The organism is Thermoactinospora rubra (assembly GCF_002093975.1).
In the GTDB taxonomy this organism is placed as follows: domain Bacteria; phylum Actinomycetota; class Actinomycetes; order Streptosporangiales; family Streptosporangiaceae; genus Nonomuraea; species Nonomuraea rubra_A.
On the sequence record NZ_KZ084330.1, the window covers coordinates 174,003 to 197,907 of the forward strand.

The window sequence follows — 23,905 nt, forward strand, 5'->3', positions numbered from 1 at the left end:
TCGGTCATGTACCCGGGAGCCATCGCCGCCGTCAGCCCGGACAAGCCCGCCGTGATCATGGCGGGTTCCGGGGAGGTCGTCACCTACCGCAAGCTCGATGAGGAGTCCAACCGGCTGGCCCACCTGTTCCGGGCGGCCGGGCTCCGGCCGGGCGACCACGTCGCCTTCATGCTGGAGAACCATCCCCTGTTCCTCGTGGTCGCCTGGGCGGCCCACCGCTCCGGCCTGTACTACACCGCCATCAGTTCCCGCCTGCAGGCCGAGGAGCTGGCCTACATCGTCGAGAACTGCGGGGCGCGCGCCTTCATCACCTCCGCCCGGCTCGCCGAGGTGGCGGCGGCCGCGCCCGAGGTCGAGCTCAGGCTCATGATCGACGGGGTGGCCGACGGCTTCACCTCCTACGAGGAGGCCGTGGCCGCGCAGCCCACGACGCCGATCGAGGACGAGTGCCAGGGCGCGGACATGCTGTACTCCTCCGGCACGACCGGGCGGCCCAAGGGCGTCAAGCCGCCGCTGTCCAAGGCGCCGATGACCGAGCCGGGCGTGCTGCTCCAGCTCATCCAGTTCCTCTTCGCGCCCTCGGCCGACAGCGTCTATCTCTCGCCCGCGCCGCTCTACCACGCCGCCCCGCTGCGCTACAGCATGTGCTTCCAGAAGCTCGGCGCGACCGTCGTGGTGATGGAGAGGTTCGACCCCGAGCAGTACCTGGCGCTGGTCGAGCGCTACCGGGTCACGCACTCGCAGCTGGTGCCGACGATGTTCATCAAGATGCTCAAGCTGCCGGAGGAGGTCAGGACGAAGTACGACCTGTCCAGCCTGCGGTGCGCCATCCACGCCGCAGCGCCCTGCCCGGTGCCCGTCAAGGAGCGGATGATCGAGTGGTGGGGGCCGATCGTCCACGAGTACTACGCCGGCACCGAGGGCAACGGCTTCCTCTACGTCGGCCCGCAGGAGTGGCTGGCCCACAAGGGCACGGTCGGCCGCCCGCTGCTGGGCAAGGTGCACATCCTGGACGAGGAGGGCAACGAGCTGCCGCCGGGCGAGCACGGCACCGTGTACTTCTCCGACGGCCCGCGCTTCGAGTACCACGGCGACCCCGGCAAGACCCGCGCGGTGCAGGACCCGCAGGGCCGCGGCTGGACCACGCTCGGCGACATCGGCTACCTGGACGAGGAGGGCTACCTCTACCTGACCGACCGCCGCTCCTACATGATCATCTCGGGCGGGGTCAACATCTACCCCCAGGAGGCTGAGAACGTGCTGGCCGTCCACCCCAAGGTGGCCGACGTCGCGGTCCTGGGCGTGCCCGACGAGGAGATGGGCGAGCAGGTCAAGGCCGTCGTCCAGCCGGTGGACCCGGCCGAGGCCGGTCCGGCGCTGGAGGCCGAGCTCATCGAGTACTGCCGCTCGCGGCTGGCCCACTACAAGTGCCCCAGGTCGGTGGACTTCCGCGCGGAGCTGCCGCGCCACCCCACGGGCAAGCTGTACAAGCGGCTGCTGCGCGAGGAGTACTGGAAGTGATTCTCCTCACATCCCTACGGCGGGCGATGGGTTGCCGACGTGCGGTGATAAAGCGGCCGTGAGGCGTCTCAGCTTCCCCCGATCAAGGGCTTAACCAGGCTTAACGCTCGGGTTGCCAGCCTTGAGGCATCGGGAGTCGAGGAGATGAGATGAACGCGAACGAGCCTCGGGAGCACGGCGAAGAGCGCACGGAGCAGCTGCCCGCCTCGGGGGGCGGCTGGAGCCAGTTCGGCCCCACGCCGCCGTCGCCTGGGGCTTACGGCCGGGCGGGCGGCGACCCCGGCCAGGGCGCCGGCGGCGGCCCGGTCCAGGGAAGCCCAGCCCAGGGGAGCCCGGTTCAGGAGAGCCCGGCCGAGGGGATCCCGGCCCAGGGGACCGGCAGCCCGGCCCAGGGTGCGGGCGGCACGCCGCCGCCCCCGCCGCGGCCGGGTGACACCCTGATCCAGCCGGCCCTGCCCGGGCCCGGATCGAGGTCCGGCGCGTGGCGGTCGGGCGCGGGACGCAAGGCGATCGCGGGGCTGGCGCTCGCCGCCACGGCGCTGGGCGGCGGCGCGGCCGGCGCCCTCGTCGCCACCTCCGTCACCGCCGCCGGCCGCCCGGCCTCGGTCAGCGCCGGGAGCCCCACGTTCAAGGCCGCCTCCGGCCAGCTCACCGTGGCCGACGTGGCCGAGAGCGTCCAGCCGTCCGTCGTGATGATCCAGGGCAGGACGGGCGAGGGCTCCGGCGTGGTGCTGTCGGAGGACGGGCTGATCCTCACCAACAACCACGTCGTCCAGGGCGCGGGCGGGGAGATGACCGTCAAGTTCAGCGACGGCAAGTCGGCCAAGGCCTCGGTGGTCGGCACCGACCCCGAGACGGACCTGGCCGTCATCCGGGCCGAGGGCGTCTCCGGCCTGACCCCGGCCAAGCTGGGCGACAGCGACAGCCTACGCGTCGGCGACCCCGTGCTGGCCATGGGCAGCCCGCTCGGCCTGGAGGGCTCGGTCACCTCCGGCATCGTCAGCGCGCTGGACCGCACGCTGACCGTGGGCGGCGAGCAGGACCAGTCGCCCTGGGGCCGGCTCCAGCAGCAGAGCCAGGCCACCACCATCGGCGGCGCGATCCAGACCGACGCCGCCATCAACCCCGGCAACTCCGGCGGCGCGCTCGTCAACGCCGCCGGCGAGGTGATCGGCATCAACACGGCCATCGCCACCAACGGCGGCGGCAACGGCAACATCGGGGTCGGCTTCGCCATCCCCATCAACACCGCCAAGCAGGTCGCCGACCAGCTCATCAAATCCGGCAAGGTGAGCCACGCCTACCTGGGCGTGAGCGTCACCGACGCCACCGGCGACGTCCCCGGCGCGCTCATCCGGCAGGTGCAGGCCGGCAGCCCCGCGGCCGAGGCGGGACTGCAGGAAGGGGACCTGATCACCAAAATCGGGGACAAGACAGTTGACGGAGGCGATACCGTTGTCGGCGCGGTCAGAGGTTTCAAACCCGGCGAGAAGGTCAAGATCACGTATATGAGGGGTGGCCAGACCCAGGAAGCAGAGGTCACCCTGAAAGAGAAGACCTCCTAGAAAGAATCCCCCTCGCTGAACGGGTGTGCCGTCGAGATCGCTGCGGACTCGGCGGCACACCCCCTGCTGTCCTGGTCAGCTGAACCGCCGGCCCTCGTCCCGCCGGTAGGCCCAGGCGGCCAGCAGGCCCATCACCACCGTCCAGACGCCCAGCATCACGATCGGCAGCGTCTGCGTCGGCACGTCGGTGGTCGCCAGCCAGATCAGCTGCACCGCGCCCCTGCTCGGCATGTACGGCGCGACCACGTCGATGAAGGCCGGCAGGTCCATCGGATTGCCCAGCAGCCCGCCGAGGATCGCGATGGGGAAGAACAGCAGCTGCGACACGGCGATGGCGGCCTTGGACGGCAGCAGGTAGCCGATGAACAGGCCGATCAGCATGAACGGCACGGTCGTCGCCATCAGCGCGGCCACGCCCAGCAGCATCCGGACCGGCGTGATCGTCGCGTCGGTGAACAGCCACGCGATCACCACGACGGGCACGACCGAGATCAGGGCGATGACCATGAAGGTGAGGATCCGCGCCGCGAACCGCGGGAACGGCCCCGCGGGCAGCGTGCGCAGGTAGGGATCCCAGGGCAGCTCGCGGTCGGCCGCCACCCCGATGCCCAGCCCCATCATCGCCGAGGACATCGTGGCGAACAGGACCATGGAGGCCGTGGCCACCGTCGCGGCGACCGCTCCCTCCACGTTGGGCACGACGAAGGCGAGCATCGCCACGGCGGGGAAGAACGTGCTGGCGACCAGCGCGATCGGGATGCGGCGCTGCTCGGTGAGCTGCACCTTGGTGTGGGCCAGGACGAGCCGGGCGAGGCCGGGATGAGAAAGGCCGGGATCAGACATGAGCCGCCTCCGAAGCGGTCAGGGCCAGGAAGGCCTCCTCCAGTGACGTGGGCGCGATCTCCAGCCCGCCGAACGGCACGCCGCTGCCCACCAGCTCCCGCACCAGCGCGTCGGAATCGCTGACGACCAGGTGGAAGCGGCCGTCCTCCCGCCGCACGTCCAGGACTCCGGGCAGGTCGGGCAGCGTGTCGGCGCCGAAGGAGACCCGCCGCACGCCGACGATCTCCTTGACGGCCTGGACGGTGTCGTCGGCCAGCACCCTGCCACGCCCGATCACCACCACGCGCCTGGCCAGCGCCTCGACCTCCTCCAGGTAGTGGCTGGTCAGCAGCACCGTGCCGCCCTCGGCGTGGAAGGCCCTGATCCCCTCCCACAGCGCCCTGCGCGCCTCCACGTCCAGGCCGGTGGTCGGCTCGTCGAGGAAGACCAGCCGGGGGCGGCCCGCGAACGCCAGCGCCACGCCCAGCCGCCGCCGCTGCCCTCCCGACAGGGAGCCCACCTGGCGCTTGACGAGGTCTTCCAGGCCGAAGCGCGCCAGTAACTCCGCCTTGTCTGTCTTTTCCGGGAAATGTGCGGATACGAAGTCGACGATCTCGCCCACCCGCAACGCCTGCGGCAGGCCCGTCTCCTGGGGCGTGACGCCGATGCCCCGCCGTACCGCCGGATCGGCGGGGGAGCCGCCCAGCAGCTCCACCCGGCCGCTGGTGGGGCGGCGCAGCCCCACCAGCAGGTTGATGAGCGTGGACTTGCCGGCGCCGTTGGGCCCCAGCAGGCCCACCAGCTCGCCCTGGCGGATGTCCAGCGACACCCCGTCCAGCGCCAGCACCTCGCCGTAGCGCCTGGTGACCTCCACCGTCCTGGCCAGGACCGTCATGCCGTTCCTCCCGCCGAGTCGAGCAGTGCGCGCACCGCCGCCTTGTAGTCCTCGAACGCCGCCCGGCCGCGCCTGGTCAGCGCGACGTAGGTGACCGGCGTGCGACCCTTGTGGGTCTTGGTGATCTCGACGTAGCCCGCCTCCTCGAGCTTGCTGAGATGCACCGACAGGTTCCCCGCGGTCATCTCCAGCAGGTCCTTCAGGCTCGGGAAGGACAGGCGGTCGCCCTCGCGCAGGGTGCTGAGCGCCACCACCACGCGCAGCCTGGCCTGGGCGTGGATGACCGGGTCCAGCTCGACGCTCGTCATGCTGCCCGGTGCCTGTACACGATCCCGACGGCCGTGAAGGCGCCGCCCACCAGCACCGCGATCATCAGGTACGCCAGGCCGCCGCCCACCGTGGCCGCCACGCCGTCCACGATCGCCGTCCACGCGCCCAGCAGGAACATCCGCCAGTCCGTCCAGACCGCCGCGCCCGCCATGTAGAGGACGCCGACGACCAGGAGGGACACGGTGGTGAAGAGCAGGGGGATCTCGCTGTCCGGCAGGCGGGTGACGAAGTGTGAGCCGATGGCGCCCATCGCCACCATGCCGACGAACCACGCGAAGCCGTACATCATGCCCTGCTGGCTCGACCTGCCCTTGATCTGGAGGCTCGACCTGCTCAGCCCGGCCCCCATCACGACTCCCGCCAGGACCTGCGCGCCCATGAGGACGGCGAAGCACACCTGCCAGGGGATGGTGACGATCGGGGTGCCGTCGAGCCCGGTGGCCAGGAAGTACGTCACGAAGCCGACGATCCACGCCAGGCCCCACGGGGTGTAGACGACCAGCGGGTTCGGGACGAGCTGGCGGAAGGTGGCGGCCTCCTGGCGCTCGATGATCCGCAGCGTCTCCTCGGGGCTCGGCGTCTGATCCTCGTCCATGTCACCTCCATGCAAACTAGTTTGCAGTGTAAACCTGACTACGTTGCAAACTCAATCCCTCTGTGAAACAGGGGCTCAGGGGCCTCCGCCCGGCCGCAGGCCGCGGAACGGCTGAGCAGATGGTCGCGAGGGTGGCGAGGCGCGACGGGCCGCTTGATGGGCGCGCCGCGACGTCAGGCGACGTGGCGCTTCTCGCGGGGCCGCGTCATGCCGATCGGGTGAGCGCCTCCGACTCCCACAGGTCGCGGTAGTAGCCCGGCCGGTTGACGAGCTCCTCGTGCGTGCCGCGCTGGATCACCTTGCCGCCCTCCAGCACGATGATCTCGTCCACCTGCTCCAGCCCCCTGAGCCGGTGGGTGACCATGAGGGTGGTACGGCCGTGCGTCGCGTCGAGCAGGTCGGCCATGAGCTCGTCGGCCGTGGCCTCGTCCAGCGCCTCGGCGGGCTCGTCGAGCAGGAGGATCGGCGGGTCGTACAGCAGCGCCCGCGCCAGCGCCAGGCGCTGGAGCTGGCCGCCCGACACCGTGCGGGCGTCCTCGCCCAGCTCGGCGTCCCATCCCACGCTCTCCACCCAGGCGTCGAGCCTGGCCTGCCGTACGGCTCGCGCCAGCTCCTCATCATCCGCGTCGGGGCCGGCGAGGCGGAGGTTGTCGCGCAGCGTGGCCTGGAAGACGTACGGGTCCTGGGTCAGGCCGGTCATGAGCGTGCGGACGTCGTCGGAGCGCAGGTCGCGCACGTCGACGCCGTTGACGGTGATCGTCCCGCCCTCGGGCTCCACCAGGCGCATCAGCGTCGCCAGCAGGGTGGATTTGCCCGCTCCGCTGGGGCCGACGAGCACCACCCGCTTGCCGGGCGTGAGGGTGAGGCTGACGCCGTCCAGCGCCGGCCGGGTCATGGAGTCCGTCGCTTCGGGTGCGGCGTCGCCGGAGTCCCGGGGCGCGTGCCGTACCACCAGATCCCGGACCTCCACCGTCAGCGGGCCACGGGGGAGGGGCGCGGGGGCGGCGGGCTCGGTGATGGCCGGGGGAGTGGCGCGCACGTCCCGCAGGCGGCGGACGGCGGCCAGGATCCCGGCGAGCCGCTCACCGGCCGCGGCCAGCGGCAACACCGGCTCGAAGGCCACCAGCGACATCAGAGCGAGCACCGCGGTCCCCACGGTGTCGACGCCCGCGTTCTGCGCGAGCAGTACGATGGCGGCGACGGTCAGGCCCTGCGTCAGCACGCCGAACGACAGGGCGGCGGCATGGACGCGGGCCTGGCGGCGTTCGAGGGCGGCCAGCTGGTCGTCGGCGTCCAGGGCGGAGCGGAGGGCGCGGTCGCCGGCGCCGTAGGCGGCCAGGTCGGCGGCGCCGTGCACCAGGTCGGCGGTGCGGGCCGCCAGCGCCGCGCGGGCGGGGGCGATGCGGGCCGACCAGCGGCGCGTGGCGGCGGCCGTCCCGGCGGGCAGCAGCACTCCCGCGACCGCCAGGCCGGCGAAGAGCACGAGGGCCGCCGACGGCAGGACGCCCAGGCCGATGGCTACGGCCGCGACCGAGGTGATGAGCGCGGCGGCGGCGGGCAGCAGGCAGCGCACGAGCAGGTCCTGGACGGCCTCGGTGTCGTCGACCATCCGGCTCAGCAGGTCCGCGCCGCCCTGGCGGGGGGTGTGGGGCGGGATCAGGGACTCGTAGAGGCGCTCGCGCGTGGTGGCCTGGGCGCGCAGCGCCACGTCGTGGCCGGTGAGGCGCTCGGCGTAGCGGAAGACGCCCCGGCTGGTGGCGAACGCGCGCACGGCGACGATGGCGACGCTCAGCGCGGCGAGCGGCGGCTGCTCGGCGGCGCGTGTGATGAGCCAGGCCGCCGTGGCGATCAGGCCCAGCCCGGTCAGCTCGGCCGCCGCCCCCGCCAGCACGGCGTACGCCAGCCGCACGCCCATCCGCCGCTCTCGCCGCGCCGCCACCCGCTCCTGAGGCGTGTGCGTCATCGCCCGTCCTCCGCGCTCGGCCGCTTCCCGCCCGTGAGCTCCCGGCGCGGCGTGTCCGCGACCACCCGGCCCTCGTGGATCCGCACCACCCGGTCCGCGAGGTCGATCATGGCGGGGCGGTGCGCGACGATCACGGCCGTCCTTCCCTTGCTCAGCTCCGCGGTGGCCGCCACGATGGCCGCCTCGCTGCGCCCGTCCAGCCGCGCCGTCGGCTCATCCAGCACCAGCAGCGACGTGTCCGGGCGGCAGAACGCCCGGGCCAGGGCGATGCGCTGGCGCTGGCCCGCCGACAGGTTCGCCCCGCGCTCGCCCACCTGCGTCGCGTACCCCTCGGGCAGCGCGGCGACGAACTCCTCCGCGTGCGCCTGCCGCGCCGCCCGCCGTACCTCGTCGAGCGAGGCCCCGGGAGCGCCCAGCCTGATGTTGTCGGCGATCGAGACCGCGAACAGGTGGGGCCGCTGCGCCACGAAGGCGGTCTCCGCCCGCCAGGCCTCCAGGTCCAGCTCCCGCAGGTCGACCCCGTCGACGAGCACCCGCCCGTCGCCAGGGGACAGGAAGCCGAGGATGAGGTTGAGCAGCGTGGTCTTGCCGCCCCCGCTCTCGCCCACGAGGGCCACGCGCTCGCCGGGCGCGATGACCAGCGAGACGTCCTCCACCGCGGCGTCGTCGCGGCCGGGGTAGGAGGCCGTCACCCGCTCCAGGCGGATCTCCGGCGGCCGCGCGCCCCGCCCGGGCCGCCGCAGGCCGCCGGAGGGGGAGGGCGCATCCGCCGCGGGCTTCAGGAGCGCGAAGGCCGCGTCGGCCGCCGCCACGCCCTCCATCGAGGCGTGGAAGCGGGTGCCCATGACGCGCAGCGGCAGGTACGCCTCCGGCGCCAGCAGCAGCACCAGCAAGGCCGTGGACAGGTCGAGCGTCCCGCCGAGGAGGCGCAGCCCGATGGGGACGGCCACCAGCGCGAGCGACAGCGACGCGCACAGCTCCAGCACCAGCGCCGACAGGAAGGCCACGCGGAGCGTGCGCATGGTGGCGCCGCGGTGCGCGTCGGCCACGGCGCGCACGACGGTGGCCTGGTGGCGGGCCCGGCCGAAGGCGCGGAGCGTGGGCAGGCCCCGCACCACGTCGAGGAAGTGCCCGCCGAGCCGGGACAGCGCGTGGAACTGCCGCTCGGTGACGGCCTTGGTGTGCATGCCGACCAGCGCGCCGAAGACCGGGATGAGGGGCAGCGTGACCAGGACGATGACCGCGCTGCCCAGGTCGGCGGCGAAGAGCCGGATGAGGACGGCCAGCGGCACGACCCCCGCGACGGCGACCGCGGGCAGGTAGCCGGTCAGGTAGGGGTCGAGCCGGTCCAGGCCCCGGCCGACGAGCGTGACCAGCTCGCCGGAGCGGTGGCCGGCGAGCCGGACCGGGCCGAGGGCGCCGAAGCGCTCCAGCAGGCGGTGGCGCAGGGCGGACTTCAGCCCGGTGGCCATGCGCCCGCCGTACAGGCCCTGGACCCAGCCCAGCAGGCCGCGCAGCGCGAAGACGAGCACGAGCCAGCCCAGGGCCGCGGCGGTGAAGCGGCCCGACAGCACCCCGGCCAGCAGCTCGGCCTGGACCAGCACGAGCAGGCCGGCGAGCACGGCTGCGCCCACGGCGACCGCGAGGTGCGCGCGGACCGTCGCCCGCAGCAGCCGCATGAGGTCCTTGTGCACGTGCCCCCTACAAGCCCCTAGAAGAACGACGGAATGCGGTCGGAGGTGCGGAAGGCGCGCCACACCCACACCTGCGCCCCGACGATGACGGGTGCGAACGGCACCACCATAAGGCCCAGGGTGGTCAGCGTCGCCGAGGGGGCCGAGTGCTCCAGAAGGTATCCTGCGGCGCCGACAAGCACGATGATCGCGGGGGCGGCGGCCACGAGGCCGGACAGCAGCAGGTCGCGCCCGGAGCGGGTGACCCCGGCGAAGCCCTTGAGCCGCCAGCCGAGGAAGGTCCACCCGTGGAAGGCGAAGGCGAGGGCGACGAACGCCCCCACCAGGATGCCGATGGGATGGATCGGGCCGCTGCCGGTGGCCAGGGCGTACAGGGCCATGCCCCAGCCCATCGCCAGCCCCAGCGAGCCCCCCGCGATGGCCAGGTCCCACAGGGCGCGCCAGCCGTCGCCGTCGGCGCGGCGGCGGAACCACAGCCCCGCGTCCCGCAGCACCCAGGACACGAGCATGGCCACGACCAGCGGGTACAGCGAGAACAGGATCTCGCCCTCCAGGGCCGGATACACGCCGATCAGCGTGCCGGCGACGGCCACCAGCCACACCTCGTTGGCCAGCACGAAGGGCGCGACGGCGGCGACCATGCGGTCGCGCCGCTCCTGGGTGCGGCCCAGCACCGGCAGCAGCAGGCCCACCCCCAGGTCGAAGCCCTCCAGCGCGAAGTAGCCGGCGAGCAGCACGGCGAAGACGGCGAACCACAGCGTTTCCATCGAGGTCTCCTAGCGGGTCAGCGCGGGCGCGGCGCCCAGGGTGACGGCGGCGGGCCCGCGCCGCACGACGCGGGCGATGAGGGCGTAGTCGACGACGGCCAGCAGGCCGAGCACGCCGGCGAAGGCGGCGAAGGAGCCGCCGACCATGCCCGGGGTCAGCCCGGGCGACATCGCGTCGGCGACGGTGAGCTTGCCCCAGATCATCCAGGGCTGCCGCCCGATCTCCCTGGCCATCCAGCCGAGGATCACCGCCAGGAACGGCAGCGGCGTCATCAGCATGAGGATCGGATGGATCCAGCGCCAGCGCGGCAGGAAGGCGACCAGCGGCAGCATGACGAACGGCACGACGAGCATGAGCAGCTCGCCGATGAGGATCATGAACCCGAGCCCCAGCGCGGCGCCCGCGTTGCCCTCGAACTTGCCCTCGTGCACCCCGGCGAACTGGGCGAACCCGAAGCCGACGGTCAGCAGGACGCCGATGGCGGCCACCACCACGCCCAGCCTCATCGAGCGGGTGAACAGGGCCTGGTCGGGGGTACGGCGCAGCAGCTGGTAGGCGCTCGCGCCGACCATCACCATGCCGCCGGTGGTCAGGGCGGCCCCGATGATGTGGGGGAAGGCGAAGATGAGCGCCTCGTTCGTCATGAGCGCCCCGAAGTCGGTCAGCTCCAGCCGGTCGCCCAGGTCCCGGACGCCCACCGGGTTCTGCAGGAACGAGTTGCCGATCATGATGTAGAACGCGCTGGCGTAGGCGGTGGCGGTCACGAGCCAGATGCACGCCACGTGCAGCCACTTGGGCAGCCGCTGCCAGCCGAAGATCCACAGGCCGAGGAACGTCGACTCCAGGAAGAAGGCGACGAGCGTCTCCATGGCCAGGGGCGCGCCGAAGACGTCGCCCGCGTAGTGGGTCAGCCCGCTCCAGGTCAGCCCGAACTGGAACTCCATCACCAGCCCGGTGACGATGCCCACGGCGTAGTTGATGAGGTAGATCTGCCCCCAGAAGCGGGTCATCTGCGCGTCCAGGGGGTTGCCCGTGAGCGCCCAGCGGGTGTTCACGATCGCCACGAGCGGGGCCAGGCCCAGGGTGAGCACCACGAACAGGAAGTGCAGGTTTCCCGTGACCGCGAACTGCAGCCGGGCCAGGTCGACGACGTCCATGCGAACTCCGTAGTTATGTCTGCCTACATATAGAGAGTCTACATATAGCGTGCCTACATGAGTACGATGGTCGTGTGAATTCCGACGCCCTCCGCGGCCACATGGACGCGCTGATCCTGTCCGTGCTCGAAGACCGGCCGCTCCACGGCTACGCGATCATCGAGGCGCTCCAGGAACGCAGCGGGGGCGCGCTGAACGTGCCGACGGGCACGCTGTACCCCGCGCTGCGCAGGCTGGAGCGGATCGGCTACCTGACCAGCGAGTGGGCCACGGTCGGGGGACGCAAGCGGCGCACCTACCGGCTGACGGCCGCGGGCCGGCGGCAGCTCGCCGGGGAGCGGTCGGCCTGGCAGGCCTTCACCGCGGCGATCGGCAGCGTGCTCACGCCCAGAGGCGCCGGGTGAGCCGCTGGCACTGCGCCGCGACATAGATCTGGGCCAGCGTGAAGAGCCAGGAGGTCAGCGCCAGCAGCGTGCCGGGCAGGTAGTCGGAGAATCCCTGCGGCCCGTCGGCGCCCGCCGTCAGCGCCAGCGACAGCAGCCCGGAGCAGACCAGGAACGCCCAGCAGTACCACGCCAGGCCACGCGTCACCGGCAGGGCGCGGGAACGCCGCCGCAGCGCGACCAGTGCGGCGGCGCCCAGAGCGCCGGAGAGGATCTGCAGGATGTCCAGCGCGCGCGCCACGGGGACGAACCACTCCGGGCGGTTGGCCCAGTCGTTCACGTCGTAGGGGAAGGCCCGCCAGATCAGGCTCCACAGCAGGCAGATCAGCGGCGTGGACAGGAACATCAGCCACGCCAGCCGCCGTCCCGCGCAGATGACGAGCTCCTCCTGGAAGCCGGGCGCGATCTCGCCGACCGCGCCGAACTCCGCCACCGCCCTGCGCTCGGCCTCGGTCCTGTCGAGCCCGCCGGCCTGGTAGGCCTCCGCCGCGTCCAGCAGGCTGTGCCTGGCCTCGACGACCATATCCCGCTTCGGGCCGTGCGGTCCGCGGAGGGTCCGGGACAGATCGGCCACGTAGTCGTCGATGAGCATGCGGCCAAGTCTAGGAAGCGGCGGGCAGGGGGCGGATCAGGGTTGTCCCGGATTGTGTCCTGGGGGCTTCGCGTCCTGAGGACCCGCCGGTCAGGGGGCGGCCTCGGCGTCGCGGGGCTCCCTCCAGCCGCGCCGGCCGTACTCGTCGGCCAGGGTGGTCCGGCGGCGGGAGAACCACCGCAGCGGCGGCCACCTCAGCCCCAGCCGCAGCCCCCGCGGGGTGAGCGCGAAGACGCAGTCCCGCACGCGCAGCCCGGCCGGATGCGCCAGCTCCGCGAAGCGGCACGTGGACAGGTCCAGCCCGAACAGGGCCAGGTCCGGGGCCTCCACGCCGCGCAGGGAGTCGACGCCCGCCGCGCCGCGCCCGCTCACCGTGGCGCGCCCGCGCAGCACCGCGCCCTCCAGGTCGGCGCGGGCGTCCTGCAGCCGGACGGTCAGCGGGCCGGCCGTCTCCACGCCCCGCAGGCTGAGCGCCCCGCCGGTGACCGACACGTCGAGCGCGCCCTCGGCCCGCGCCCGGGCGGCCGACAGCCGGCCGGTGGCCGACAGGTAGGCGTCGCCGCAGAAGCGGGCGCCCTCGAACACCGCCTGGCCGCCGACCTTGCGAAACGACAGCGTGCGGCCGAACCTCGCGCCCCTGAACTGGGCGGACTCGCCCAGGAGCGCCCCGTCGAAGGACGCGAACCCCTCGAACCTCGCCCGCTCGCACGACAGCCCCCGCCCGAAGACCGCGCCGCTGAACAGCGCGTCGCGGCAGACCACCGCCCGGTCCAGGCAGGCGTGGCCGCCGACGCGGGCGCCGTGGAAGGACAGCTCCCGGGCGAAGCTGGCCCCGGCGAGCGAGACGTTGCCGAGGAAGCGGGTGCCGTAGAAGGAGGCCAGGCGGTCGAAGCGGGCCCCGTCCAGGGTCAGGTCGCCGGCGAACTCCATCTCCGCCAGCCGGGCCTCGCCGGTGAAGTGGGCCAGATCCAGCCGCGTCCGCCCGGGCCGGTAGGCCACGGCGGCCAGCACCCTGGACAGCAGCGCCTCGTCCAGCCGGGTCCCGCGCAGGTCGAGCAGGCGGCCGGGGACGAGCTTGCCGAGCTCCTCGTCGAGGCGCTCGGCTGGGAGGTGGAACAGGCAGAGGCCGTACGGCTGGCGCGCGATCCCCGTGCAGGCCGCCGAATGCGAGCAGGTGACCCAGTCCATGTCCTGGTCATACCCGTCCCAAGCAGCTGTCAAGGTCGTAGCAATTAACGGTCTATCCACCGTTTTGTCAAGAATTGTGAGGTCAATCGACCGTAAAGTGCCGGTCATGCGAGTTTTGTCGCGGGCGCTTGCCGCCCTGACCGCCGTCGGCCTGTCCGCCGCCGGCATGGCGGCGGTCTCCGCCGCGTCGACCCCCGCCGCCCTGGCCTCGGCCGCGCCGGGAACCGTGGTCATCAGCCAGGCCTACGGCGGCGGCGGCAACTCCGGCGCCCCCTTCGGCAACGACTTCGCCGAGCTGTTCAACCGCGGCCCGGCCCCGGTCTCGCTGGAGGGCTGGTCGCTGCAGTACGCCAGCGCCACGGGCACCGGCCACTTCGCGGCCAACGTCGTCACCCTGTCCGGCACGCTCGCGCCGGGACAGTACTACCTGGTCAAGCTCGCCGCGGGCAGCACGCCCGCCGGAGAGCTGCCCGCGCCCGACGCCACGGGCGCCATCGCCATGAGCGCCGGGGCCGGCAAGCTCGCCCTGGTCCGCTCGGCCACCGGCCTGGCCTGCAACGGCTCGGCCACGCCCTGCACCCCCGAGCAGACCGCGCTCATCGCCGACCTGCTGGGATACGGCACCGCGACCTTCCACGAGGGCCCGGCCGCCGCGCCCGGCCTGTCCAACACCACGGCCGCGCTGCGCAAGAACGGTGGCTGCGCCGACACCGACGACAACGCCGCCGACTTCACCGCGGGCGCGCCCACGCCGCGCAACACCGCCACCGCCAAGGCCCCCTGCGGCGGCGAGCCGTCGCCCTCCCCGTCGCCCTCCCCGTCGGTGACCGCCTCGCCCACCCCCACGGCCGACCCCTGCGACACCGCGCCGACCCACCAGATCGCCCAGGTCCAGGGCGCCGGCGAGGCCACCCCGCTGGCCGGCCAGACCGTGCGGGTCGAGGGCGTGGTGACCGGCGACTTCCAAAAGAGCGGCCAGCTGAGCGGCTTCTTCCTCCAGGACCCCACGCCCGACGCCGACCCGCGCACCTCCGAGGGCCTGTTCGCCTTCGCCCGCGACACCTTCAAGGACGTCAAGCCCGGCGACCGCGTGCTCGTCACCGGCCGGGCGACCGAGTTCAACGGCTGGACCGAGCTGTCGCCCGTCACCGCGGTGGACGTGTGCGGCACCGGCGAGGTCGCGGCCCGGCCGTACCCGCTGCCCAGGCCGGAGGGGGTCACCTTCGAGCCGGTGGAGAACATGCTGCTGACCTTCCCCGAGCGGCTGACGGTCACCGAGCACTACAACCTGGGCCGCTTCGGCGAGGTCACCGTGTCCTCCGAGGGCCGGCTGTACCAGCCCACCGACCGGCCCGGCGTGGACGGCGCCCTCAACGTCCGCCGCGCCCTGCTCCTCGACGACGGCTCGACCGCGCAGAACCCGGCGGCCGTGCCGTACACCAGCCCGCACGCGGTGCGGACCGGCGACTCGGCGGCCGGGATCACCGGCGTGCTGGGGTACGGCTTCGGCCTGTACCGCCTGCAGCCCACCGAGCCGATCGCCTTCCAGCGGACCAACCCGCGGCCCGAGCGGCCGGCCAGGGTCGGCGGCAACGTCACCGTGGCCAGCCTCAACACGCTCAACTGGTTCACCACGCTCGGCTCGCGCGGCGCCACCACCGCCGAGGAGCAGCGCCGCCAGCTCGCCAAGCTCGTGGCCACCCTCAAGGGCCTGGACGCCGACGTCGTGGGCCTCATGGAGGTGGAGAACAACGGCCAGACGGCGCTCCAGGCGCTCGTCGACGCCCTCAACGCCGAGGTCGGCGCGGGCACCTACGCCGCGCTGGCCCACCCCAACCCGGGCACCGACGCCATCCAGGTGGCGGCCATCTACAAGCCGGCCGTCGTCAAGCCGGTCGGGCAGGCCCTGTCCTCGCAGGATGAGGTCTTCAGCCGCCCGCCGCTGATCCAGACCTTCCGCCGGACGGGCGGCGGCATGCCGTTCACCGTGCTCGTCAACCACTTCAAGTCCAAGGGCAGCTGCCCCGACGGCGGCGAGGACGCCGACCAGGGCGACGGCCAGGGCTGCTGGAACGCGCTGCGGGTCAGGCAGGCCAAGGCCGTGCTCGGGCTCATCTCCTCCCTGGACCTGCCCCAGCCGCTGGTCCTGGGCGACCTGAACTCCTACGGCGAGGAGGACCCGATCGACACCCTCGAGGCCGGCGGGCTGACCAGCGTGACGAAGAGGTTCGTCCCCGCCGGGCAGCGCTACAGCTACCTGTTCGACGGGCTGGCCGGGGAGCTGGACCACGCCCTGGTGGGCAGGCAGCTGCTCAAGCGCGTCACCGGCGCGACGATCTGGCACGTCAACGCCGACGAGCCGCGCATCCTCGACTACAACACCGAGTTCAACCCGCCCTCGCTCTACCGGCCGGACGCCTTCCGCTCCTCCGACCACGACCCGCTGCTCATCGGCCTGCGGCTGCCGGGGAACTAGTTCCCCGGCGGATCCGGCCCCCTTCTTTGGGAGGGGGCCGGATCGACGCCCGGCCGATGCGCGGCCGGGCCGCCGGCCGCGAGCATGGGCGCATGGGATTCCTCGGCGTCATCCTCATGATCCAGGGCTTCGGCGGCTTCGTCGCCAGGCAGTTCTTCGACCGCGACTTCGGCCTGCTGCACCGCTGGCTGGACGGCGGCGCGCTGACGGCGGCCCACCTGGCGGCCGGGATACTGGGCCTGGTGCTGCTCCTGGCGTCCGGCCGCGAGAGCGGCAAGGGCTGAAGCCAGGCCCGAGCAGGTGCCGGGCCGGGAATGATAGGAATGCCACGGGCGGGTAGGTGGTTGATACCCGTGAACTTGCAGCCACCATGACGAGGAGCCACTTGTGGCGACCATCGAGGTAACCGAGCAGAACTTCAACGAGATCGCCGACAAGGGGATCGTCCTACTCGACTTCTGGGCGGCCTGGTGCGGGCCCTGCCGCATGTTCGCCCCGATCTTCGAGAAGGCTTCGGAGAAGCACGCGGACATCACCTTCGGCAAGATCGACACCGAGGCCCAGCCCGCTCTGTCCCAGGGCTTCGACATCACCTCGATCCCGACCATCATGGCCATCCGCGACGGGATCGTCGTCTACGCGCAGCCGGGCGCGCTGCCCGAGCCCGCGCTGGAGGACCTCATCTCGCAGGTGCGGGCGCTCGACATGGACGCCATCCGCGCCGAGCTGGCCGAGGAGATGAACAAGGCCGCCGAGCGGAACTGACCCGCGCCACCGGCTCCGTCCACCCGACCGGCGCCGCCGCGAGCCGTGCCCCTCGGACAAGGCCCCTCGGACAAGGCCCCTCGGACAAGGCCCCTCGGACAAGGCCCCGCCTTCGTGGGGCCTTCGCCGTGTCGGGAGTCCTGCCGAGCTCTCAGCGCTTCACGCCCACCCCGGCGTAGCCGACGGAGGACTCGCGCTCGGGCGGCGTGTCGGGACGCCAGTCCTTGGGGTAGACCAGCCCCGGCTCCACCAGCGTGTAGCCGTCGAAGAAGCGGGCGATCTCCTCCTTGGTCCGCAGGCTCAGCGAGGCGGTGGCATGCCGGTAGATCTCCAGCGCCTCCGGCGTGGTGTCCGGCCGGGCGTCGATCGCGTGGCTGACGACCAGGTGGCTGCCCGCCACGCCGGCCTCGCGCAGCCGCGCGACGATCTCGTAGGCCCCGGCGCCCTCCTCCGGCTCGTCCGGGATGAAGTGCAGGATCGCGAGCATCAGGAAGGCGACCGGGCGCCGCAGGTCGACCAGCTCGCGCAGGTCCTCCAGCAGCCGGTCCGGCTGCCGCACGTCCGCCTGCAGCACCGCCACGTTCGACCCCGCCAGCAGGGCGCGGGCGTGGGCGCACACCACGGCGTCGTAGTCGACGTAGACCACGCGGGCCTGCGGGGCGATCTCGTGGGTGTTGCCCTGCGTGGGCAGCCCGGAGCCGAGGTCCACGATCTGGTCGACACCCGCCTCGACCAGGTAACGCACCGCCCGGCGGAGGAACTCGCGGTTCTCCAGGGCCGCGGACCGCGTCTCGGGGAACAGCTTGAGGACCTGGTCGGCCGCGGCGCGGTCGGCCTCGAAGTTGTCCTTGCCGCCGAGGTAGTAGTCGTACATCCGGGCGACGTTGGGGATGGACGGGTCCACGCCCTCGGGGATCAGCTGGCTCACGATTTCTCCCGAAATTTCGGCATTTATCGGGGCGATCATAAGCGACATCCCCGGCGATCGACGGGCAATCACCGGGGATGACATGAGCCAGGCTCAGGAAGCCCGGTAGAGCTCGGCCACCCGGAAGGCCAGGTCGAGCGACTGGCTGCGGTTGAGCCGCGGGTCGCAGGCGGTCTCGTACCGCAGGGCCAGGTGGTCCTCGAGGATCTCCTCGGCGCCGCCGATGCACTCGGTCACGTCGTCGCCGGTGAACTCGATGTGGACGCCGCCGGGGTGGGTGCCGAGCGACCGGTGCACCTCGAAGAAGCCCGACACCTCGTCCAGCACGTCGTCCAGCCGCCGCGTCTTGTAGCCGCTGGGCGCCTCGAAGGTGTTGCCGTGCATCGGGTCGCAGATCCACGCCACCTGGGCGCCGCTGCTGGAGACCTTCTCCACCAGCGTCGGCAGCACGTCGCGGATCTTGGTGGCGCCCATGCGGGTGATGAACGTCAGCCGCCCCGGCTCGTTGTGCGGGTTGAGCCTGTCGATCAGCGCCAGCGCCTCCTCCGGCGTGGTCGTGGGGCCGAGCTTGACGCCGATGGGGTTGCGGATGCGCGAGAAGAACTCCACGTGGGCGCCGTCGAGCTGGCGGGTCCGCTCGCCGATCCAGACCATGTGGGCCGAGACGTCGTACGGCAGGCCGGTGCGGGAGTCGATCCTCGTGAGCGCCCTGTCGTAGTCGAGGATGAGCGCCTCGTGGGAGGAGTAGAACTCCACCGTGTGGAACTCCTCCGGGTCGGCGCCGCAGGCGCGCATGAACGCCAGCGCCTGGTCGATCTCCCTGGCCAGCTGCTCGTAGCGGCGCCCGGCGGGCGACTCGGCCACGAAGTCCTGGTTCCAGGCGTGGACCTGGCGCAGGTCCGCGTAGCCGCCCTTGGTGAAGGCCCTGGCCAGGTTCAGCGTCACGGCGCTGGAGTGGTAGGCGCGCAGCAGCCGCTGGGGATCGGGGGTGCGGGCCTCGGCGGTGAACTCGAAGCCGTTGACCATGTCGCCCCGGTAGGCCGGCAGCGTGACGCCGTCGCGCGTCTCCGTGGGCTTGGAGCGGGGCTTGGCGAACTGCCCGGCCAGGCGGCCGATCTTGACGACCGGCACCCGGCCGGCGTAGGTCAGCACGATCGCCATCTGCAGCAGCGTCTTGAGCTTGTTGCGCACGTTGTCGGCGGTCGCGCCGGCGAAGGTCTCGGCGCAGTCGCCGCCCTGCAGGACGAAGGCCTCGCCCCTGCCCACGGCCGCCAGCTCCGCCTTCAGCTGGTCGCACTCGCCGGCGAACACCAGGGGCGGCAGGCTGGACAGCTCGCTCACCACCCGGTCGAGGGCGGCGCGGTCGGGCCAGTCAGGCTGCTGTGCTGCGGGCAGGTCCCGCCAGGAATCGAGGTTGGTCAGTGCGCTCACGACATACGAGGGTATTCCACTGGGGCCGTCCGGCCGTTGTCGATGTCCACACTGTGGATGCGTCTTTAAACGCTGCTACCCCGCGATCGTCTCGAAGTCCCCCTAAAGTCCCACTAAATCGGCAAAGTGACGTGCTCGGGACGCACGCCGAGCCCGATGAAGCGGCGGACGATCCCGCTGAGGACCGGGACGCCCGACATGTCGGGCAGCGTCGGCACCGGGCGCACGCGACCCTCCAGAGCCGGCTTGATCAGCCGGTCCTGCGCCACCTTCTGGGCGAACTGCGTGACCTTGGTGGGCCACATCCGGCGGCGCTGCAGCAGGTGCAGGGTGGACTCGGGGATCGGCGCGCCCGACCGCAACGACCCCGCCAGCAGGTTCGCGGCGGCCACGGCGTCCTGGACGGCCAGGTTGATGCCCACGCCGAACACCGGCGACATGGCGTGCGCGGCGTCGCCGATGCACAGCAGGCCCGGCCGGTGCCAGCGCTCCAGCCGGTTGAGCGCGACCGTCAGCACGCTGACGTCCTCGAACCCGCCCAATTCGCCCAGCCTGGGCCGCAGGTACGGCAGCAGCCCGCCGACGTGCGCGCGCAGCGCCTCGATGCCCCCGGCGCGCAGCTCGTCGAACCCGCCCTTGGGGATGACGTAGGCCAGCTGCCAGTAGGTCTCGCGGTTGATCGCCACCATGAGGCCGCCGGCCGACACGCGCAGGAACGTCTCGTCGGGGTCGGTTCCGTCGCGGGAGATGCGGAACCACACCACGTCCATGGGCGCGCCCAGCTCGCGCGGTGTCAGCCCCGCGGCCCGCCGTACGTCGGAACGGCGGCCGTCGGCGGCGACGGTGAGGGCGGCGCGGATCTCGTGCTCGCCGCTCGGGTCGCGGTAGCGCAGGCCGCGCACCGCTCCGTCCTCCCTGATCACGTCGTAGGCCTCGGCGTTCATCAGCATGCGGAAGGTCGGCAGCTTGGCCGCCGCGGAGGTGATGAGGGTCAGGAAGTCCCACTGCGGGACGAAGGCTATGTAGTCGTACTTGCCCGGCAGGCCCCGCAGGCTGGCCAGCCGTACGGTGCCCCGGTCGGTCCACAGGCTCAGCTGGTGCGCCTTGCGGTGGGGCAGCCGGTGGAACTCCTCGCCCAGGCCCAGCTCGTCGAGGACCTGGAGCGTGGAGGGATGGATGGTGTCGCCGCGGAAGTCACGCAGGAAGTCGGCGTGCTTCTCCAGCAGCGTGACCTCCACGCCCGCCCGGGCGAGGATCAGCCCGAGGACGGCGCCCGCCGGGCCGCCGCCTGCGATGACGCATGTCATAATTCATCACCCGATGAAATTATTGCACGGCCGGCGGCCCGAGGGAAGACCGGGCATGGGTCGGGCACGGTCGGGCATGGGTCGGGCACGGTCAGAGCCGGTCGAGCGCCTCGACCAGCCAGGCGGTGGCCGCCGTCCTGATGCGGGCGTACTCCGCCTCGGGATACTGCCTCGGCCCGTTCTCCACGAGCAGGATCAGCGACAGGTACAGCCGGTAGAGGTCCAGCCGGATCCGCGCGGACGGCGTCAGCTCCAGCGGGCTGACCTCGCGGTAGCCGGCCAGCAGCGGGTCGTCCTCGCGCAGCTCACCGAAGACCGTGGGGGTGACGAACTCGGCCAGCGGATCGCCCCAGAAGGCCCGCTCGTGGTCGATGAGGGCCTGGATACGGGGCGGGCCGGACAGGTCGAGGAAGACGTTGCCCGGCCAGACGTCGAAGTGGACCAGGCGCGGCTCGCGCACCTCCTCCAGCGCCTCGGAGGCGGCCTTGACGGCCGAGCGCAGCTCCGGCACGGGCACCGGCAGCGGCGTGGGATAGCGCACCGTGTCGTCGAGCACCGCCCCGACCATGGCTAAGAACGCCTCCCGCCAGGTGGGCGCGGCCAGGCCGGCGTGCGGGTAGCCGAACTCGCGGCCCGTGACCGCGTTGAGCCGCGCCAGGTGCCGGCCCAGCTCCCGGCGCAGCCCGGCCTCGACGTCCGGATCGAGCCTGGCCTGGTTCCACGGCGTCCCGTCGAGCGCCGACAGGATGAGGAAGTCCCCGCCCAGCACGGGATCGTCGAAGACCGCCTTCAGCAGCCGCGCCACCGGGACCCCGGCGCGGGCCGCCAGCGCGTAGGCCTCGGCCTCCATCCGCAGCAGGTTGCGCTCGTAGGTCAGCTGCTCCAGCTCGGGCGGCGGCGCCAGCTTCAGCACCACCTCCCGGCCGTCGTCGAGGGCCAGCCGCCACACCGCGTTGGCGAACCCGTCGGTCAGCTCGGCGCAGGCCCGCACGCCTGCGCCGAGCACCCTTGCGATCAGCGCGTCGAGTTCGGGCGGCGCCAGGCGCCGCTTGGTCCTGCTGTCCACGGCGCGATCACACCACGCCCAGCGTCCAGCCGGCCCGGTGCCGCTCGCCGGGGGCCAGCCGTACCAGGTCGACGCCGGTGGAGAAGGCGTCGGGCGGGCAGGTCATGGGCTCCACGGCCACGCCCCGGTAGCCCAGCTGAGCGCCGGTGCAGACCTGCACCCACGGCAGCACATCGGGATCCCAGCTGATGCGCACGCCGCCGACCTGCGCCTCGCCCTTGGCCAGGCCGGTGAAGGCGTGGTCGACGTCGCCGGGCGCGCGGGGCTCGCGGAAGTCGTACGGCGTGCCCGCCACCTCCTCCAGTCGCAGGGGCAGCAGCGACTCGTCGGTGAGCAGCACCTGCGAGGCCGGCACCCACAGCTCCTCGCCCAGCAGCCACGGGTGGACGCCGCAGCCGTAGGGCGCGGTGCGCTCGCCGGTGTTCGCAGCCGTCAGCGTCGTGGTCAGCCCCTGCTCGCCGAGCCGGTGCGTGACCCGCAGCTCCAGCGTGAACGGGTAGCCCCGCACCGGCGTGATCGTGTGCGCGAGCTCCACGGCGTCGGCCGTCTGCTCCACCACCTCCCAGTCCACGCCGGCGACCAGGCCGTGGAGAGCGTGCCCCCGCTCGGGCTCGGTGACCGCGAGCCGGTGCTCCTCCCCGTCGAAGCGGTAGCGGGCGTGCCCGACGCGGTTGGGCCACGGCGCCAGGACGGTCCCGGCGTAGTAGGGGACGGGACCGCCCTCCGGCCAGCTGGTGATCAGGTCTCGGCCGCGGTGCCTGAGGGAGCGGACGGCGGCGCCACGGGGGCTGATCTCGGCAGAGTAACCGGCCGCGAGGAGGGGAGGCAGCTGCACCATGAAAGGATACCGGGAACACTCCGGCCCAGCTCAAGGCCGCAATCGACGTTTCTTCACAGGGTCTGCAGACGGGCCGTCGCGGTGGCGGTGGCCACGATCCTGCCGTCGGCGTCGGTGAGCGTGCCGGACAGGAAGCAGATCTCCCTGCCGCGTTTGACGACCTGGCCGTGGCCGTGGAGGCGGCCGGGGCGGGCCGGGCGGAGGAACTGGACGGTGAGCGCGAGCGTCGAGGCGAACCGGCCGGGCGGCAGGGTGGCGACCAGCGCGGGCCCCAGCGTGTCGTCCAGCATCGCCGCCAGGAACCCGCCCTGGATCACCCCGGCCGGGTTGAGGAACCGCTCCCCGGCCTCGAACGCCACCTCGATCGTGCCGGCCTCGGGGTCGGCGTGGACCAGCTCCCAGCCCAGCGTGACGGCGGCCGGGGGCGGCGGCATCCGCCCGGCCTGGATCTCCCAGAACATCCCCTGACGCGCTTCCATGCCCGGCAGTGAACCAGGCGGCACCGACAAAACCGCACCGACAAACAGCGTCGGCGGGATCAGGCGGACTCGCGGATCACCAGGTGGGTGTCGAGGATGACGACGGGATGCTGCAGCTGCTCGCCGTTGATGCGGGCGACCAGCAGGTTGGCCATCTGGCGGCCCTGCGCCTCCGACGGGTTGTGGACGGTCGTCAGCGCGGGGGAGGTGTGGGCGCCGGCGGGGGCGTCGTCGAAGCCGATCACCGCGACGTCGCCGGGGATGGCGCGGCCCCGGTCTTTCAGCACCCGCATCGCGCCCAGCGCCAGCGGGTCGGAGGCGGTGAAGACCGCGTCGAGGTCGGGGTGCTCCTCCAGCAGCCGCAGCATGGCGACCATCCCGCTCTCCTCGCTGAAGTCCTGGGCGACGACCACGATCTCGCTCAGTCCCTCCGACAGCACGACGTCGCGGTAGCCGGCCAGCCGGTCGACGCCCACGCCCATGTCCTGCGGGCCGGCGATGGTGGCGATGCGCCTCCTGCCCTTGCCGACCAGGTACTTCACCGCCTGCCGGGCGCCGCCGCGGTTGTCCATGTCGACGAAGCTGTAGGGCGTGATCCCGACCGGCCGGCCGCCCAGCACGGTCGGGACGCCCATGGCCTCCAGGCGCTCGGGCAGCGGGTCGGCGCCGTGCACCGAGGTCAGCAGCGCCCCGTCCACGTGCTGGCTGGTCAGGTATTGCTCCAGCCGCTTGTGCTGCTCCTTGGTCTGGGCCATGACGAGGATGAGCTGCAGGCCGGTCTCGGAGAGCACCGAGCTGATGCCGCGGATGATGCCGGCGAAGTACGGCTCGTCGAACAGCCGTTGCTGGGTCTCCGACACCACGAGGGCGACCGTGTCGGTGCGGCGCGTCACCAGCGTGCGCGCCGCCCTGTTGGGCACATAACCCAGCTCGTCGATGGCGCGCAGCACGGCCTGCCTGGCCTTCTCGCTCACCATCGGCGAGCCGTTGATCACCCTCGACACGGTGCCCCTGCCGACGCCCGCGAGGGCCGCGACGGCCTCCAGGGTCGGCCGGGCCGAGGCTTGGCGCTCCCCGCTCAT

The 23,905-nt window shown here is 72.5% G+C and carries 23 protein-coding genes; 6 read left to right on the forward strand and 17 right to left on the reverse strand.

What is annotated here, in order from left to right:
- Positions 1 to 6 precede the first annotated feature (6 nt).
- Both BSB02_RS10620 and BSB02_RS10625 read left to right on the forward strand, forming a co-directional pair.
- Positions 7 to 1,521, forward strand: a complete 1,515-nt coding sequence (locus BSB02_RS10620) for an acyl-CoA synthetase (protein WP_084958544.1) — start codon at positions 7 to 9, stop codon at positions 1,519 to 1,521.
- A gap of 149 nt (positions 1,522 to 1,670) precedes the next feature.
- Positions 1,671 to 3,086 carry a S1C family serine protease gene (locus BSB02_RS10625; protein ID WP_084958545.1) on the forward strand — a complete coding sequence of 472 codons (1,416 nt, stop codon included), beginning with the start codon at positions 1,671 to 1,673 and terminating at the stop codon, positions 3,084 to 3,086.
- A gap of 75 nt (positions 3,087 to 3,161) precedes the next feature.
- Here BSB02_RS10625 and BSB02_RS10630 read toward each other — a convergent pair whose 3' ends face one another.
- The 8 genes from BSB02_RS10630 to BSB02_RS10665 all read right to left on the reverse strand — a co-directional run bounded on the left by BSB02_RS10630 (position 3,162) and on the right by BSB02_RS10665 (position 11,310).
- Positions 3,162 to 3,929, reverse strand: coding sequence for an ABC transporter permease (locus BSB02_RS10630; RefSeq protein ID WP_084958546.1), 768 nt, complete (start codon positions 3,927 to 3,929; stop codon positions 3,162 to 3,164).
- Complete coding sequence (locus BSB02_RS10635; RefSeq protein WP_084958547.1) at positions 3,922 to 4,803, reverse strand: ABC transporter ATP-binding protein; 882 nt, start codon at positions 4,801 to 4,803, stop codon at positions 3,922 to 3,924. Before BSB02_RS10635 ends, BSB02_RS10630 begins: the two co-directional genes overlap by 8 nt.
- Positions 4,800 to 5,111, reverse strand: a complete 312-nt coding sequence (locus tag BSB02_RS10640) for a winged helix-turn-helix domain-containing protein (protein ID WP_084958548.1) — start codon at positions 5,109 to 5,111, stop codon at positions 4,800 to 4,802. The genes BSB02_RS10635 and BSB02_RS10640 overlap by 4 nt, the downstream gene beginning before the upstream one ends.
- Entirely contained in the window at positions 5,108 to 5,728 is a 621-nt protein-coding gene (locus tag BSB02_RS10645) for a hypothetical protein (RefSeq protein ID WP_084958549.1), read from the reverse strand. Before BSB02_RS10645 ends, BSB02_RS10640 begins: the two co-directional genes overlap by 4 nt.
- A 205-nt stretch (positions 5,729 to 5,933) precedes the next feature.
- Positions 5,934 to 7,691: a thiol reductant ABC exporter subunit CydC gene (gene cydC / locus BSB02_RS10650; RefSeq protein WP_240506336.1), complete on the reverse strand. Its 1,758-nt coding sequence runs from the start codon at positions 7,689 to 7,691 to the stop codon at positions 5,934 to 5,936.
- Complete coding sequence (cydD, locus tag BSB02_RS10655; protein WP_206184616.1) at positions 7,688 to 9,385, reverse strand: thiol reductant ABC exporter subunit CydD; 1,698 nt, start codon at positions 9,383 to 9,385, stop codon at positions 7,688 to 7,690. Before cydD ends, cydC begins: the two co-directional genes overlap by 4 nt.
- A 17-nt stretch (positions 9,386 to 9,402) precedes the next feature.
- Positions 9,403 to 10,152: a cytochrome d ubiquinol oxidase subunit II gene (locus BSB02_RS10660; protein WP_084958551.1), complete on the reverse strand. Its 750-nt coding sequence runs from the start codon at positions 10,150 to 10,152 to the stop codon at positions 9,403 to 9,405.
- 9 nt (positions 10,153 to 10,161) lie between these two features.
- Entirely contained in the window at positions 10,162 to 11,310 is a 1,149-nt protein-coding gene (locus tag BSB02_RS10665; protein WP_084958552.1) for a cytochrome ubiquinol oxidase subunit I, read from the reverse strand.
- Positions 11,311 to 11,384: 74 nt separating this feature from the next.
- Here BSB02_RS10665 and BSB02_RS10670 point away from each other — a divergent pair, with 74 nt between their 5' ends.
- Entirely contained in the window at positions 11,385 to 11,714 is a 330-nt protein-coding gene (locus BSB02_RS10670) for a PadR family transcriptional regulator (protein WP_084958553.1), read from the forward strand.
- On the opposite strand, the gene BSB02_RS10675 is transcribed toward BSB02_RS10670, so the two are convergent.
- Together BSB02_RS10675 and BSB02_RS10680 are read right to left on the reverse strand one after the other, a co-directional pair.
- Positions 11,692 to 12,345 (reverse strand): permease prefix domain 1-containing protein, encoded by a 654-nt coding sequence (locus BSB02_RS10675; RefSeq protein ID WP_084958554.1) that lies wholly within the window; start codon positions 12,343 to 12,345, stop codon positions 11,692 to 11,694. The two genes, BSB02_RS10670 and BSB02_RS10675, sit on opposite strands and share 23 nt — an antisense overlap.
- Positions 12,346 to 12,435: 90 nt before the next feature.
- Entirely contained in the window at positions 12,436 to 13,533 is a 1,098-nt protein-coding gene (locus BSB02_RS10680; protein ID WP_158088601.1) for a pentapeptide repeat-containing protein, read from the reverse strand.
- Positions 13,534 to 13,639: 106 nt separating this feature from the next.
- Between BSB02_RS10680 and BSB02_RS10685 the strand changes: the two genes are divergently transcribed.
- From BSB02_RS10685 to trxA, 3 genes are all read left to right on the forward strand, one after another.
- Positions 13,640 to 16,009 (forward strand): ExeM/NucH family extracellular endonuclease, encoded by a 2,370-nt coding sequence (locus tag BSB02_RS10685; RefSeq protein ID WP_084958649.1) that lies wholly within the window; start codon positions 13,640 to 13,642, stop codon positions 16,007 to 16,009.
- A 92-nt stretch (positions 16,010 to 16,101) separates the two neighbouring features.
- Complete coding sequence (locus BSB02_RS10690; protein ID WP_143590462.1) at positions 16,102 to 16,293, forward strand: hypothetical protein; 192 nt, start codon at positions 16,102 to 16,104, stop codon at positions 16,291 to 16,293.
- A gap of 103 nt (positions 16,294 to 16,396) precedes the next feature.
- On the forward strand, positions 16,397 to 16,774 hold the full coding sequence (trxA, locus tag BSB02_RS10695; RefSeq protein WP_084958557.1) for a thioredoxin: 378 nt from the start codon (positions 16,397 to 16,399) through the stop codon (positions 16,772 to 16,774).
- A gap of 151 nt (positions 16,775 to 16,925) precedes the next feature.
- On the opposite strand, the gene BSB02_RS10700 is transcribed toward trxA, so the two are convergent.
- From BSB02_RS10700 to BSB02_RS10730, 7 genes are all read right to left on the reverse strand, one after another.
- Positions 16,926 to 17,702: an SAM-dependent methyltransferase gene (locus BSB02_RS10700; RefSeq protein ID WP_240506337.1), complete on the reverse strand. Its 777-nt coding sequence runs from the start codon at positions 17,700 to 17,702 to the stop codon at positions 16,926 to 16,928.
- A gap of 93 nt (positions 17,703 to 17,795) precedes the next feature.
- The gene (locus tag BSB02_RS10705; RefSeq protein ID WP_084958559.1) at positions 17,796 to 19,133 is read right to left on the reverse strand and encodes a class II 3-deoxy-7-phosphoheptulonate synthase; all 1,338 of its coding nucleotides are present in this window, start codon (positions 19,131 to 19,133) and stop codon (positions 17,796 to 17,798) included.
- Between the two features lie 113 nt (positions 19,134 to 19,246).
- The gene (locus tag BSB02_RS10710; RefSeq protein ID WP_206184617.1) at positions 19,247 to 20,440 is read right to left on the reverse strand and encodes an FAD-dependent oxidoreductase; all 1,194 of its coding nucleotides are present in this window, start codon (positions 20,438 to 20,440) and stop codon (positions 19,247 to 19,249) included.
- A 91-nt stretch (positions 20,441 to 20,531) separates the two neighbouring features.
- A complete protein-coding gene (locus tag BSB02_RS10715; RefSeq protein ID WP_084958561.1) occupies positions 20,532 to 21,506 on the reverse strand; it encodes a phosphotransferase family protein in 975 nt (324 codons plus the stop codon).
- A gap of 7 nt (positions 21,507 to 21,513) precedes the next feature.
- A complete protein-coding gene (locus BSB02_RS10720; protein ID WP_084958562.1) occupies positions 21,514 to 22,344 on the reverse strand; it encodes an aldose 1-epimerase family protein in 831 nt (276 codons plus the stop codon).
- 53 nt (positions 22,345 to 22,397) lie between these two features.
- A complete protein-coding gene (locus BSB02_RS10725; RefSeq protein ID WP_084958563.1) occupies positions 22,398 to 22,823 on the reverse strand; it encodes a PaaI family thioesterase in 426 nt (141 codons plus the stop codon).
- Between the two features lie 59 nt (positions 22,824 to 22,882).
- Positions 22,883 to 23,905 (reverse strand): LacI family DNA-binding transcriptional regulator, encoded by a 1,023-nt coding sequence (locus BSB02_RS10730; protein ID WP_084958564.1) that lies wholly within the window; start codon positions 23,903 to 23,905, stop codon positions 22,883 to 22,885.

Coding starts and splice junctions, on each gene's coding strand:
- BSB02_RS10620 (WP_084958544.1), top strand. CDS start 7: ATGTACCCGGGAGCCATCGCCGCCGTCAGCCCGGACAAGCCCGCCGTG.
- BSB02_RS10625 (WP_084958545.1), top strand. CDS start 1,671: ATGAACGCGAACGAGCCTCGGGAGCACGGCGAAGAGCGCACGGAGCAG.
- BSB02_RS10630 (WP_084958546.1), bottom strand. CDS start 3,929: ATGTCTGATCCCGGCCTTTCTCATCCCGGCCTCGCCCGGCTCGTCCTG.
- BSB02_RS10635 (WP_084958547.1), bottom strand. CDS start 4,803: ATGACGGTCCTGGCCAGGACGGTGGAGGTCACCAGGCGCTACGGCGAG.
- BSB02_RS10640 (WP_084958548.1), bottom strand. CDS start 5,111: ATGACGAGCGTCGAGCTGGACCCGGTCATCCACGCCCAGGCCAGGCTG.
- BSB02_RS10645 (WP_084958549.1), bottom strand. CDS start 5,728: ATGGACGAGGATCAGACGCCGAGCCCCGAGGAGACGCTGCGGATCATC.
- cydC (WP_240506336.1), bottom strand. CDS start 7,691: ATGACGCACACGCCTCAGGAGCGGGTGGCGGCGCGGCGAGAGCGGCGG.
- BSB02_RS10660 (WP_084958551.1), bottom strand. CDS start 10,152: ATGGAAACGCTGTGGTTCGCCGTCTTCGCCGTGCTGCTCGCCGGCTAC.
- BSB02_RS10665 (WP_084958552.1), bottom strand. CDS start 11,310: ATGGACGTCGTCGACCTGGCCCGGCTGCAGTTCGCGGTCACGGGAAAC.
- BSB02_RS10675 (WP_084958554.1), bottom strand. CDS start 12,345: ATGCTCATCGACGACTACGTGGCCGATCTGTCCCGGACCCTCCGCGGA.
- BSB02_RS10680 (WP_158088601.1), bottom strand. CDS start 13,533: ATGGACTGGGTCACCTGCTCGCATTCGGCGGCCTGCACGGGGATCGCG.
- BSB02_RS10685 (WP_084958649.1), top strand. CDS start 13,640: ATGCGAGTTTTGTCGCGGGCGCTTGCCGCCCTGACCGCCGTCGGCCTG.
- BSB02_RS10690 (WP_143590462.1), top strand. CDS start 16,102: ATGGGATTCCTCGGCGTCATCCTCATGATCCAGGGCTTCGGCGGCTTC.
- BSB02_RS10710 (WP_206184617.1), bottom strand. CDS start 20,440: ATGACATGCGTCATCGCAGGCGGCGGCCCGGCGGGCGCCGTCCTCGGG.
- BSB02_RS10720 (WP_084958562.1), bottom strand. CDS start 22,344: ATGGTGCAGCTGCCTCCCCTCCTCGCGGCCGGTTACTCTGCCGAGATC.
- BSB02_RS10725 (WP_084958563.1), bottom strand. CDS start 22,823: ATGGAAGCGCGTCAGGGGATGTTCTGGGAGATCCAGGCCGGGCGGATG.
- BSB02_RS10730 (WP_084958564.1), bottom strand. CDS start 23,905: ATGAGCGGGGAGCGCCAAGCCTCGGCCCGGCCGACCCTGGAGGCCGTC.